An 11,613-nucleotide genomic window follows, 5' to 3' on the forward strand; every position below is an offset into this window, starting at 1 on the left:
ATTATTTCCTTGAGCTTCATCAAAATGATTGAATAATATTCTGGAAAGGTAAAGTTTACGGGTCTAAGTCGATTTCGTTCAAAGCCATTTAAATGTCACCGGAAGACAACACAAAAGTCGCTCAAAGGTAAACACTATAAGTAAATCTACCAATCTATCACGAGTGAGCAAAATTTACTTCGCATTCCTTTCAGCGGCTCTTGGAGTTTTTATAGGAAGACTTACGGAATTTCCCGTTGAAAATCAGAAACTACTCTCTGAAGTAATAACGGTTCTCGTTTTCTTTACAATTTTCCCGGCTATGATAGGATTTAGGTTCGGGAGAATTCGAGAGCTGAGGTTACAGCCTCTTTTATCTTCCCTCTTCCTAAATTTTATCTGGAGTCCTCTTTTCGCTTTCACCCTCGTCAAATCTTTTGAAAGTGAGATCGCTTTCAGCGTAGCAGCCGCAATTTTATTTCCCTGTCCGAGTATGAACGCAGCGTATGTTCTCCTTTCCGGGGGAAATTTGGAAGTTTCTACGGCAATAATGGGCATAAATTTTGTAGTAGGCGCCGCTCTATATCCTCTTCTCCTAACTATCGTAGCTGGTGCAGCCAATTACGAAATTCCGATAAGTCAGATAGCCGTGAGCATATTTGCAGTGGTTCTCCTTCCTATTACTGTCGGAAAGGTCGTGAGCAAAATTTACCTGCCAAGCGAAAAGATAAGGAGGGATTTGACTGAAATCAGTCTAAATGGACTTGTTTTCACGATATTTTTCACGAAATCTCATGAAATTAATCTTGCTGAGGTTTTTTCGGTCCTACCGATCTCGATAACTTTCCTACTCTCAACACTTCTCTTGGCTGAGACGATCTCCAAGATAATTGGGATGAAGAGGGAAGATCATCTGTCCTACGTATTTCTAACCGCCGGAAAAAATAACTCGACTGTTATAGCCGTACTAACGCTCGCTGGCAAGTATCATTTAGCAGTCTACGTTATGATCCATCAGTTCGTTCAAATCATGACTTTGCTGCTTTACTCGAAGAAGAGATAAAGTTATTTAGTCCCATGCATTTCATCCAGCATGAAACGAATCATCGTCAACAGGTATAAATGCGCTTACTGTGGAGCTTGCGTTTCTGTCTGCAAATTTGATGCGAACGAGCTTGTGGAAACTTACCTTGAAATTTATCCGGAGAAGTGCACCTTATGCATGGCTTGCGTAAAGACTTGCCCGATGGGTGCCTTAGAGGTGGTGGAATGACGGATTACGATGTCGTTGTGGTTGGAGCTGGGCCCGGTGGCAGTATAGCGGCAAAAACAGCCGCTGAAAAAGGTTTAGACGTCTTGCTCATAGAAAAAAGGCAGGAGATAGGTGTTCCGGTTAGATGTGCCGAGGGAGTCAGTAAGGAAGATCTCGAAAAATTCGTGAAACCGGACAAAAGGTGGATTGCTGCGGAAATTGAAAAAGCTTGGATATTTTCTCCTGATGAAACAAAAATCGAGCTTTCGGCTGAGAAAGCCGGAAATGAAGTGGGATACGTTCTTGAGAGAAAAATATTCGACCGACATCTGGCGAGACTTGCATCAAAAGCTGGAGCCGAGGTTAGAGTGAAAACATCAGCCGTAGGTTTGAAGAGGGAGAACGGAATCGTCAGGTTGAAGATCAGGAGTTTAGGAAGGGAAGAGGAGGTAACGACAAAGATCGTCATAGGAGCCGACGGAATAGAGAGCAAAGTCGGGAAGTGGAGCGGAATTGACACAACTTTAAAGCTCAGCGAAATCGAAAGCTGCGTTCAGTACTTGATGACGAACATAGAATTCGAAAGCGACGTCACGTACTTCTGGGTGGGAAAGAAGTTCGCTCCCGGTGGCTACATCTGGCTATTCCCGAAGGGAGAAGATGCGGCAAACGTAGGAATTGGTGTCATGCCGAGCATTGCGGAAAAGAAGGCTAAGGAATACCTTGACGAGTTCGTGAGGAAGAAGTTCCCGGAGGGAGAAATAGTTGAAGTCGTCGTTGGAGGAGTGCCTATTAACGGAGGTTTGAAAAGCGCTGTAGCTGACAACGTCATGCTCGTTGGAGATGCAGCAAGATTTGCGGATCCAATTACCGGAGGAGGAATAATTAACGCTATGAAGTCCGGCTACTACGCTGGAATTACGGCATACGAAGCGGTGGTTGAGGAGGACTATTCGGCTAAATTTTTGAAAAAATACGATGAGAGGTGGAAAAACGATTTTGGAAAAAAGCTTGAGAGAAACAAGAAAATTCAAGAAAAGCTGCTGAAAATGGACGACGAAACTTTCAACAAGATTGCTAAAAGCCTTGAAGGGATGAAAATAGAGGAGTTCAGCGTGAAAAGGCTTGTTCTCGAAGTATTCAAAAAGTATCCGAAGCTGTTCTGGGATGTGAAAGATCTGATTTTCTAACTCGTCAGCTTGAAGTATATCTCTTCAAGCCTCGGAACGAGGGTTTCGATATCCTCTATTTTTCCCCCGCTTTCGATGATCTTCTTTATCTCCCTATTCAGATCCTCGACACTCTCGAAAGTCTCTTCAAAAGTTTCCCCGTTCATGGAATATCTGAGCTTGTAGCTCTTCATCAAATCCCTTAGCTCTCCAATATCTCCGTAGTAAATCGATTTTCCCCTTTTCATTATCAGAATTTTGCTGCAAGTTGCTTCAACGTAGTACAGATTGTGGGCGGAGAAAATTATAGCTTTATTTTTCATGTTTCTGATCATTTCGGAAACGGAGAGGGAAGTTGAAGGGTCTAAGCCTGAGATAGGTTCGTCGTAGATTAGTATCTCTGGATCGTGAATTAAAGTTCTGCAAATCGACAACTTTCGCTTCATTCCTTTGGAAAAGGTTCCTATCATCCTGTTTTTCGGAAGCTCAAACAAATCAAGGAGGAAATCAACTCTTTCTTTACCTACTCCGTATATTGAAGCGAAAAGGTTGAGGTACTCCTTGGGATACAAGTTTTCGTAGAGAGCGTCGAACTCGGGCAAAAACCCTATCTTCTTCTTTATCTCAACTCCCCACTCTTCCAGTTTTTTTCCAAAGTAGTAAATCTCTCCAGAGGTTTTCTCGATTAGCCCAGCCAAAATTTTGAGTGTTGTGGTTTTTCCTGCTCCGTTCTCACCTATAATTCCGAGAATTTCACCCTTCGAAACCTCAAAACTCAAGTTGTCCACGGCAACTACACTACCGTAAACTTTTCTAAGATTTTCAACGACAACTTCCACAACCTATCGAGGAAAACTAATTAATAAAAACGTTGCGTGCATAAGCTATGCTTTCCAGCTTCGAGCTGAAGAAGCTCAGAAGAAAAGGTTCCGCTAAGCCAATTTATTTTGCGATAATTTTCGCTATGATCTCCTTTTACGCATCTTTCCATCTTGGCATTCAGTCTTCTCACGCCATCTACACTTACAAATCTTCGGAAAAGGTTGAAAGTCCACTTTTCGTTGAAGGAGAAAATCCGGACATTGAGATTGTAGGTTACGACGTTTACATCACCGGAGAAGAGAAATCGATCGCAGCTTTGGATGACTACGTGAATTATTTGGATGAGAAGTACACGAAAATGCTCGAAGAAAAGTACGGAGTTAGGGCTTTTCCTGTTTTTGTTTATCCGATTTATATCGAAAGGGAGCTCACGCTAACGTTAGAAAGAAAAGCTCCAGCTACAGAAAAAGAACGAGAGGAGCGGATCGAGCGGGTTATAGAGACACCTCCACCGAAGATAGAGGAAATTAGTAAGGAAGAAGAGAAGAAAATTCTGCCGGAAATTGGGGTGATAACGAAAAAGGAGAGTGGTTTTGTCACTCCGGAGAACTTTAAGCCCCCATCCCTCATTGACAAAATCGTCACAGGTTTCATTTTCGTAATTCCAGCTTACTTCGTTATGCAGGCTTACACATCCTCACTTCTTGAAGACATAAGAAATAGGAGGATAGAAATCCTTCTAACTTTGCCGAAAAGCAAGCACAGAATTCTCATCGAAATCCTCCTGCCTTACTTGATTTTTTCGCTCTTTATCTTACTCCTCCTTTCAGCCATTTTTAGAGTTAACGCAGTTCTTTTCGTATTTCCAGTCATAGTTTTCATGTTCGTTTTGCAGACTTTTCTTTCCCTCTCCTCAAGGAGTTACAGAGAAGCCACTTTTCTTCTTCTAACCTCCAACCTCTTCGTCACTTCCTACCTATTCCTTCCGGCGATTTTCACAGGATTGCCTTTAAGCGAAATTTCCCCAATCACGTACTTTTTGAAGAGTTTCGAAGAAAGCGTAAGTTTGGTCGACACCCTATTTTCCATGCTGCCAATTTTGATCCTCACAGCTTTTCTCTTCATTCTGAGTTCGAACGCCTTGTCTCCTGAAATAACTTACTCCTACTCAAGCATTGGTAAGAAGTTCATAAATTCCCTCAAAGGACTTACAAGAAACCCGATTGGTGTGGCATTCGCAGGAATTTCCCTTGTTTCAGCTGCGTTGATAATCGAGTTCTTCTTGCTGTTCATAGCAACCACTTTCCTCTATCCGATTCTTTTCCTCTTAGCTTTCTTCGCTCTTTTCGAGGAGATTTTAAAGTGCAGCGCAATAGAGTCCAATCCAAAGTTAACAACTGCAATAATCCTTCCAATCTCGTTCTTCTCTTTCGAAAAATTCTTACTGTTATGGAGCGTACTTTCGAAGTATGGGGAGCTTCTTCTTGGATCTTTCCTGCTTTTACCGCTCTTTGCTCATTTGCTCTCCTCTCTTTCCTTCTACTTCACCCGCAAGCTTGGATTTAAAGTAGCTCTCTTCGTAGCCTTCGCTTTTCACTTCGCATACAATGCGGTGGTGACGCTATGAAGGAGCTGATAATGAAAGATCTCAGGCTGCTCGTGAGGGAGAAAACAATAGTTAGCCTGATCTTCTTTCTAATATTTACAGCTTCCTTTGCCTCCCTCGTAACCTACGGTCTGATTTTCCTCTCTTCTCCCCAATACGTTCAATTTTCCAAGGCAAAAATCGGCGTTGTTGGAGACTGTCCGATTTTGAAATCCGTAATCAAGGGGAAAAACTACGCCGATCTTGAAGATGCTTTACGAGATTTCAAACTGGGAAATATAGATGCGATAGTTTATCTCCCCAAGGAGAACGCATCTTCCCACAACTTCGTCACTGTCTACTTGCCAAAAGACGAGATAGCGACTTTCATCGCCGCAAGTTACATAAAAGAGAAACTTGAGCTTTACGAACTTAAGCTGAGAGAGATGAACGGAATTGAAGTCGTGAAGCTAAGGGTTTTTTCAGAAAAAAAGGTGGACTACTACAAAAACTACTCGGTAGCGTTTAAATTCATTTACGTGGCTTTGATACCCCTTCTTGTCATAACAACAGCAATAGTAGCCTCTGGATTGCTCATAGACTCCACAACTGAAGAATTCGAGAGCAGAAGCTTTGAGATCCTCATGGTAGCACCAATGAGCAAGAGGAAAATTCTCCTCTACAAAATTTTTTCAGCTTTTCTCGTTTCCACGATTTTGAGTGCCGTATGGCTTCTTCTTCTACATCTGAACGGAATAGAGATAGCAAACATACCACTGTTTTCGCTCGTGGCATTCTCTGTCTATCTTATTTTCATCTCTTTCGCTTTACTCACATCACTGATTTTTAAAGATAGGGAGAGAAGCCAGCTCTTCTTTTCCCTGATTGCTGCTGGCGTTATTGCAATTTCTTTTGCGAGCAAGCACTCCTTCGCCGGAGTGATAACGAGGATTTCCGTTGGAAGCGTTTTCGAGATATGGGAAGTGGCGACGTATCTTGCTCTGGCTTTAGTTCTCTTGACAATAGCGTTGAAATTCGGTGAGAGTAGAGTCGGAAATGACAACATCTAACGAAAAATTTTACTGCCTAATGTATCCCCGAGAATAATGTTTTTTAACTTTTTAGGAAATTATCCCCCGTGATTGCCATAGTTAACTACGGAGTTGGGAATCTCAAGAGTATAAAGAAAGCCGTGGAAAAATTTGACAGAGCTGTTGTGACGAGAAATGCCGAAGAAATAAGTGCAGCGGACGGAATAATTCTTCCGGGGGTTGGAGCTTTTCCGGCGGCAATAAAAAATTTAGCCGATCTAAAATACGTAATTGTGAACGCAAAAATCCCCGTTCTCGGAATATGCTTGGGAATGCAGCTTTTCGCCGAAGTTAGCGAAGAGGGGGGAATAAATGAAGGACTGAAGATAATCAGAGGCAGAGTTGTGAAGTTTCCTGAAAGCGTTGGCAAAATTCCCCACATGGGATGGAATATCGTGAGGAATAGCGATCACGAGATATTCGAGGGAATAAAAGATCGCTACTTCTACTTCGTTCACTCCTACTACTTCAGAGCTGAAGAAGGAGTTATAGCCACGACAGACTACGGAATAGAGTTTCCTTCGGCTGTCGCCAAAAACAACTTCATAGGAGTCCAGTTTCATCCGGAAAAGAGTGGGAAGGTCGGTTTGAAGCTGATAGAGAACTTCGTAGAAATCTGTAAACAAAATCCTTAAATATTTTCTCGGAAAAGCAATAAGTAAATGCCTCGTACGGTCAAAGATCTGATTGTGGAAATAAGAGATACGACGGAGCTGATGGTGGATCTTGCATATTCCGCAGTTCTCTTCGATAATGAGGATATAGCGGAGGAGGTTCTTGAACTTGAAGAAGAAGTTAACGAGCTTTTGAATCAGTTGAGAATAGCTTCCATTCTCTCTGCAAGGAGAATTCAGGATGCTGAAATGGTTTCTTCTATCCTCCAAATTGCTCACTCAGCCCACAAAATCAGTGAAGCGGCTGGGGACATAGCCACGCTCGTCCTTAAGGGTTTCAAACTTTCCGAAGAAGTTGTTGATCAGATACTCCTACACTCGGAGGAAACTATAGTCAGAGCTACGGTTTCGGAGGATTCCGAGCTTAACGGAAAAACCCTTGGAGAGGTTAGACTTCACACGAGAACCGGGATGAGGGTTATAGCGATAAAGAGAGGATTCGAGTGGATATTTGATCCGAAAAGGGACACGAAAGTTTACAAAGGAGATGTTCTTTTTGCGAGGGGGGACATAAGCGGAGTTCCGGAATTTTTCAAGATTGTAGAGTGCAGGGAGATTGGCGAGTTCAGAAAGCCGGAAATTGAGCTCGAAGACTTGAAAATTGCCGTTAGCATTCTCATAGACATGAAAAATCTATCGGAGCTTTCGGTGGATCTTGGCTACTCGTCGGTCATATACTACAACGAAGAGGTCGCTCACGAAGTCGCCTTCCTTGAGAATCAGATAGATGAGCTGAAGTACGAGCTTCAAAGGTGGGTTGTCGAAAGCGGGAGACACATGAGAAAGAGTGAGGATATGAAGACGTTGATAGCGCTCCTTGAGATAGCTTATTCCTCTGAGCTTATAGCTGACGCTGCGAAGGGAATAGCTCAGATAGTTCTCAAAAAGCAGGAGATTCATCCGATTTTCAAAACAGCTATGGAGGAGTCTGATGAGGTGATAGCAATGCTTGAGGTTAAAGAAAACTCCGAGCTGGCTGGAAAAACTCTTGGAGAGACGAGGGTAGAAACCAAAACCGGAATGCACGTGGTTGCTATAAAAAGGGGTAATAGATGGATCACCCGACCTACTGCCTCAACTCGAATCTTCTCAGGAGATATATTGATAGCTAAAGGCACAAGAGAAGGAGAACAAAAGCTGAGGGAGCTTTGTTCTATCTTAGAGCTTGCGTAAGTTTTTCGACAAGTTCGGCTTTTATCGACGAATTTCTTCCGCTCTCGCAAACCATCGTTCTTACACCGATTATGTCCGGATTTAGTTTCTTCAGAATCTCGATATGCTCCCACTTTAACGAGCCGGCTATGGCGCAGAACATTCCCCTTTTGTGAGCCTCCTCGATAAACCTTTCGAGTTCTTCGAACTTCATAAAGCTGAAAATATCCTTTCCATCTTTTATAGCTGTGTCCACCATTATTCCGTCTGCTCCAGCTTTGTAGGACGCTTCGGGAATATCGAAAGGCGAAACCGATCTTATTCTCGTGTAATCCCCGTAGGCTGCTGCAACAACTTTCTTGCCTTCGTCGAAATCTTTGACAGCTCTAACAACCTCTTTCATCATCTCGTAAACTTCCCTCTCGCTTCTCACTCCGTAAAGACCAACTTTAACGTAGTCAGCACCAGAAAAAGCGGCTCCTAAAGCTGCTAAGCTTGCCGTTCCCGGCTTGAATTCCATGTCTCCTATCGTCGCGCTGACTTCCTTCCCGTTCTTTTTTACGAGCTCCGAAACCTCCTTTATCACGTGGGGAAAATTCGCACCAAGAGAACCTTCAGCTGGATTTTTTACATCTATTATATCTGCTCCACCCTTTATGCATTCGATGGCTTCTTCCAAACTCATTGGTGACACGAGGACTTTCATCACAAAAAGCTCGGAAAAAGGGTATTTATTTGTTACCAAATATTTCGATGCATGAAAGTGTACTTGGCTGTGGATGTGATGGACAGCTTAGTTGTATGGGGTAAAAGCGGAAAAAGGGAGGAGTACGTACCGATCGAAAAGGTAAGTAAGGTTGTAAAAAGTAGCAATTTAAGAGAGTTTTTCAAAGAGCTGAAAGTTAAGAGAGCTTACGTCGCCGATTTGGATAGAATCGAAGGAAAAGGAAGCAATCTGGCGGTTATAGATGAGATTGGAAGGAGCGTGGAGCTTATCGTCGACGGAGGTTTTAAAAGCGTCGAGGAGGCTTTGAATCACAGCTTTACTCCGATTTTCGCTACGGAAACTTTCGATGTGAGGAAGCTTGAGGGTTTTGAATCTTGCATAGTAAGCGTTGACGTTAAGGAGAGGTTGCTTGATGCATCCAAAAGCTTTGGAAGTGTTGAAGACCTTCTCGAATATTTGAACAGCCTAAAGCTGAAAGCTGTGATAGTTCTTCCTATTCACTCCGTCGGAACGTATTCCTTCGACTTTTCACTTCTGGAAAAAGCTCTTGACATCTTGAGTCACAGAGTAATTACCGGAGGGGGTTTAAAGCCAGAAGATCTGGATAGAGTTAAGGAAATGGGCGTTTACGGCGTTATAATTGGCACGGCTTTCCATCAAGGGAAGATCGACCCGAAAGTCGTTGAGAGAGGAGAACTGTGACTACTCCTAAAAGAATTAACGGAGACTTCCGAATGAGAAGTGTTTACGCTCCTTCAGCTGCTTGGAGGGATTTTTTCTTTTTGACAAAGTCCCAGAATAGGAAATGTTGCTGGCAAAATTAACACCCCCCAATAATTATAGAAGGCCATAAAGCTCTCCAATCAGCTCTGTACGGAATTAAAGGACATACCAAACGGAAATCTATTCTGGAACTTCTTTATTCTTTCCTCAAGCAGAGAGAGGTATCCTTCTACTGTATTTTGCTCACCGAACGTTTCATGCTTATACTTCAATCCCATTCTCTTCAGAGCCCAATTTATACCAGAATCCTCTATCAACAACAGCCTCCGGCTTATTTTCACAATAATTTCAGCATCTCCTTAAGGAAAGCGTAAGCGTGGAAGGGACTTCTACCTTCAGAATGCCCATATAGCTGAGTGCTCTTTCGTATCCACATCTATCGCATTCCAAACGAAGATGTGTTTGTTTTCCAGCTTTAGTTTGGTTTCGTCTATTGCTATTAATCTTCTTTTCTTCCTTTCAGGATGTTTTACGACTTTCTTAATTATGTGGTAGTAAATTCTAATTGATTCATTGCTTATTTCCTCGAACAAAGAAACAAATTTGCTTGTTCTTGGAGGCTTTATGTATGCTGTTATGGAACCAGCATTCAGGGAATCAGGCATAAGTATCCACGTCCTCTTTTATATTATCGTAATTCTCTTGGTAGGGTATTTGTACGATAAATTCGGAAGAAAAGTTATATCAATTTCGGGTTTGGTTTTGTTGGCGTTCTCTTACGTTTTATTCAACAGAAATATGCTACTTTCAGCTTACTTAATTCAGTCATCCTACGGATTTTTAGATGTATTCTCCATGGTTATATGGGTGGGTCTCAGCTTATATTGTGCAAAAGGGAGGTACTATGCCATTAGAGTTTTTGCAATAATCACTTCCATTCTGATTGGCTATAAAATTATTCTCTAATACGGTTTGAATCCTTCCGATTTTGAGTCTGTAGCTTTAATTCTGCTACTCTTCGCCGCCGTATCTATTGGGGTTGTAAAGGGGCCTATGCTATCTGTGGAGGAGTATACGAAAAGAGCGTCTAAGCTGGGGAGGTGTTAGATGAAAGTTTTGAGCCTACACTCCTTCAAAGGAGGAACTGGAAAGACATTCATCGCCCTGAACCTTGCGTATCTACTCTCAGAGAAGAATAAGGTCTGCATTGTAGACTTAGATCTGGTGACTCTAAGCTTGTACTCCTTTTTTAGCTCGGAATTTTATCTTAATGACCTTCTCTATCGGAACAGGGATCTGGAGGATTGCATTGTAAGGGTTTCAGAAAATCTCCATGCCATCCTGGCATCGCCAGATGTGGAAGACATCAGAAGAGAGCTCAGAAAAGACGACAGGATGGAGATGAGAACACTAGAAAGGCTCATGATTCTAAAGCAGAAGATAGAGGATTTTAATTACGTTATTCTTGATACGCACCCGGATTTGAGTTATTTCAGCGTAAATTCGCTGATTCTGAGCGATGTTGTGTTTCTGGTTTTAAGACCTGATAGGATGACGTGGATGGGACAAGGAGAGTTCTGAAGATTATAGGAAACCTGTTAAAACCGGTTTACGGAATAATAAACAGGGATGATGGAAGGGAAATTGACATACCTCTAAGGATTGCTGTCAGAATTCACTGCAGCTGTGAAGCGAGTATGGATATTCCATTTTTTGTTGAGAAGTTCAGGGACGATCCACTCACCAAATCCATTGGTGAGCTGGCGGAGTTCATTTTGAAGCTGTAATTTGTTATTGTGTTCAACTGTTAAACTCAGAAACGTTTAAAAAATTTTGGGTTGAATTGGGGGTATGCGGATCAGGCTGGTGTTGGCTCTGCTACTCTTCTGCATATTGACGGGTTGCTCCCAGCCTGATATGGGTGGAGGTAGTGCAAAAGGAAAAATAGACGAAGGAAAGATTCCAGAATCATCAAAATCGCCGTCGAAGCCTGAAGCTGAGAAGCCAGTACCAAAGCCTGAGGGCTATCAGGAAATCGTGGACAGGGTTCATGGCATCAGGTTCTATCTGCCGGAGGGATGGGTGTATAGGGTGAATGAAGGTGTCGCATCCTTTTATGAACCTTCCTACTCCAGAGGAGTGATAGTTGTGCCATTATCCAATGTTCTGGGAGGAGTGGAAGGGATTTTAAGGCATTTTGGCGAAATGCAGGCTTATGCGAAGGGTGACGAGAGGAGCCTGACCTTCTCCTTCGAATCAGATTTATCCTCGGTGATATCTCTCTCGATGCCCGGAAAGATTGGAGAGGTGATGGAGCTGAGAAAGCCCGGGAAGGTTAGGGTGGTTGTGTCTGCATTTAAGGGCAGAGAGGCAGGCATTGCCTACGTGTTCTTTTTCGATGGAGATCAGATTCCGGAAGAGCTGAAGGTCATCGTAAGG

The 11,613-nt window shown here is 42.8% G+C and carries 13 protein-coding genes and 1 pseudogene; 11 read left to right on the forward strand and 3 right to left on the reverse strand.

Annotation, left to right across the window (positions count from 1 at the left end; genetic code table 11):
* The first annotated feature begins 163 nt into the window (after positions 1-163).
* From F7C14_RS02630 to F7C14_RS02640, 3 genes are read left to right on the forward strand one after another with little or no spacing between them, the layout of a single operon-like run.
* Positions 164-1,042, forward strand: a complete 879-nt coding sequence (locus tag F7C14_RS02630; RefSeq protein WP_290899681.1) for a bile acid:sodium symporter — start codon at positions 164-166, stop codon at positions 1,040-1,042.
* Between the two features lie 30 nt (positions 1,043-1,072).
* Entirely contained in the window at positions 1,073-1,252 is a 180-nt protein-coding gene (locus F7C14_RS02635) for a 4Fe-4S binding protein (RefSeq protein ID WP_290899683.1), read from the forward strand.
* A complete protein-coding gene (locus tag F7C14_RS02640; RefSeq protein WP_290899685.1) occupies positions 1,249-2,421 on the forward strand; it encodes an NAD(P)/FAD-dependent oxidoreductase in 1,173 nt (390 codons plus the stop codon). Before F7C14_RS02635 ends, F7C14_RS02640 begins: the two co-directional genes overlap by 4 nt.
* Here F7C14_RS02640 and F7C14_RS02645 read toward each other — a convergent pair.
* Positions 2,418-3,239 (reverse strand): ABC transporter ATP-binding protein, encoded by an 822-nt coding sequence (locus tag F7C14_RS02645; protein ID WP_290899686.1) that lies wholly within the window; start codon positions 3,237-3,239, stop codon positions 2,418-2,420. The two genes, F7C14_RS02640 and F7C14_RS02645, sit on opposite strands and share 4 nt — an antisense overlap.
* Before the next feature lie 47 nt (positions 3,240-3,286).
* Between F7C14_RS02645 and F7C14_RS02650 the strand changes: the two genes are divergently transcribed.
* The 4 genes from F7C14_RS02650 (at position 3,287) to F7C14_RS02665 (ending at position 7,745) form a co-directional block, all read left to right on the forward strand.
* Complete coding sequence (locus F7C14_RS02650) at positions 3,287-4,849, forward strand: hypothetical protein (RefSeq protein WP_290899689.1); 1,563 nt, start codon at positions 3,287-3,289, stop codon at positions 4,847-4,849.
* The gene (locus tag F7C14_RS02655) at positions 4,846-5,877 is read left to right on the forward strand and encodes an ABC transporter permease (RefSeq protein WP_290899691.1); all 1,032 of its coding nucleotides are present in this window, start codon (positions 4,846-4,848) and stop codon (positions 5,875-5,877) included. Before F7C14_RS02650 ends, F7C14_RS02655 begins: the two co-directional genes overlap by 4 nt.
* Positions 5,878-5,945: 68 nt before the next feature.
* Positions 5,946-6,533 carry an imidazole glycerol phosphate synthase subunit HisH gene (hisH, locus tag F7C14_RS02660; protein WP_290899693.1) on the forward strand — a complete coding sequence of 196 codons (588 nt, stop codon included), beginning with the start codon at positions 5,946-5,948 and terminating at the stop codon, positions 6,531-6,533.
* Between the two features lie 27 nt (positions 6,534-6,560).
* Positions 6,561-7,745: a potassium channel family protein gene (locus tag F7C14_RS02665; protein WP_290899695.1), complete on the forward strand. Its 1,185-nt coding sequence runs from the start codon at positions 6,561-6,563 to the stop codon at positions 7,743-7,745.
* On the opposite strand, the gene F7C14_RS02670 is transcribed toward F7C14_RS02665, so the two are convergent.
* Positions 7,726-8,430, reverse strand: coding sequence for a (5-formylfuran-3-yl)methyl phosphate synthase (locus F7C14_RS02670; protein ID WP_290899698.1), 705 nt, complete (start codon positions 8,428-8,430; stop codon positions 7,726-7,728). The two genes, F7C14_RS02665 and F7C14_RS02670, sit on opposite strands and share 20 nt — an antisense overlap.
* A gap of 51 nt (positions 8,431-8,481) precedes the next feature.
* Here F7C14_RS02670 and F7C14_RS02675 point away from each other — a divergent pair, with 51 nt between their 5' ends.
* The gene (locus F7C14_RS02675; RefSeq protein WP_290899701.1) at positions 8,482-9,153 is read left to right on the forward strand and encodes a HisA/HisF family protein; all 672 of its coding nucleotides are present in this window, start codon (positions 8,482-8,484) and stop codon (positions 9,151-9,153) included.
* A 416-nt stretch (positions 9,154-9,569) separates the two neighbouring features.
* Here the strand turns inward: F7C14_RS02675 and F7C14_RS02680 are convergent, their stop codons facing one another.
* Positions 9,570-9,839, reverse strand: coding sequence for a hypothetical protein (locus F7C14_RS02680; protein ID WP_290899703.1), 270 nt, complete (start codon positions 9,837-9,839; stop codon positions 9,570-9,572).
* Positions 9,840-10,281: 442 nt separating this feature from the next.
* Between F7C14_RS02680 and F7C14_RS02685 the strand changes: the two genes are divergently transcribed.
* The 3 genes and pseudogenes from F7C14_RS02685 to F7C14_RS02695 form a co-directional block, all read left to right on the forward strand.
* The gene (locus tag F7C14_RS02685) at positions 10,282-10,755 is read left to right on the forward strand and encodes a ParA family protein (RefSeq protein ID WP_290899705.1); all 474 of its coding nucleotides are present in this window, start codon (positions 10,282-10,284) and stop codon (positions 10,753-10,755) included.
* Positions 10,731-10,961 (forward strand): hypothetical protein, encoded by a 231-nt coding sequence (locus F7C14_RS02690; protein WP_290899707.1) that lies wholly within the window; start codon positions 10,731-10,733, stop codon positions 10,959-10,961. The genes F7C14_RS02685 and F7C14_RS02690 overlap by 25 nt, the downstream gene beginning before the upstream one ends.
* Positions 10,962-11,025: 64 nt before the next feature.
* A pseudogene (locus tag F7C14_RS02695) lies at positions 11,026-11,613 on the forward strand (hypothetical protein); the annotation flags it as partial.

Source organism: Ferroglobus sp. (assembly GCF_015521575.1).
Classification (GTDB): Archaea; Halobacteriota; Archaeoglobi; order Archaeoglobales; family Archaeoglobaceae; genus Ferroglobus.

Bases quoted from the DNA above. Each gene is read 5' to 3' on its own strand.
- F7C14_RS02675 (WP_290899701.1), top strand. From the start codon at position 8,482: ATGAAAGTGTACTTGGCTGTGGATGTGATGGACAGCTTAGTTGTATGG.
- F7C14_RS02635 (WP_290899683.1), top strand. From the start codon at position 1,073: ATGAAACGAATCATCGTCAACAGGTATAAATGCGCTTACTGTGGAGCT.
- F7C14_RS02640 (WP_290899685.1), top strand. From the start codon at position 1,249: ATGACGGATTACGATGTCGTTGTGGTTGGAGCTGGGCCCGGTGGCAGT.
- F7C14_RS02650 (WP_290899689.1), top strand. From the start codon at position 3,287: ATGCTTTCCAGCTTCGAGCTGAAGAAGCTCAGAAGAAAAGGTTCCGCT.
- F7C14_RS02670 (WP_290899698.1), bottom strand. From the start codon at position 8,430: ATGAAAGTCCTCGTGTCACCAATGAGTTTGGAAGAAGCCATCGAATGC.
- F7C14_RS02685 (WP_290899705.1), top strand. From the start codon at position 10,282: ATGAAAGTTTTGAGCCTACACTCCTTCAAAGGAGGAACTGGAAAGACA.
- F7C14_RS02655 (WP_290899691.1), top strand. From the start codon at position 4,846: ATGAAGGAGCTGATAATGAAAGATCTCAGGCTGCTCGTGAGGGAGAAA.
- F7C14_RS02680 (WP_290899703.1), bottom strand. From the start codon at position 9,839: ATGCCTGATTCCCTGAATGCTGGTTCCATAACAGCATACATAAAGCCT.
- F7C14_RS02665 (WP_290899695.1), top strand. From the start codon at position 6,561: ATGCCTCGTACGGTCAAAGATCTGATTGTGGAAATAAGAGATACGACG.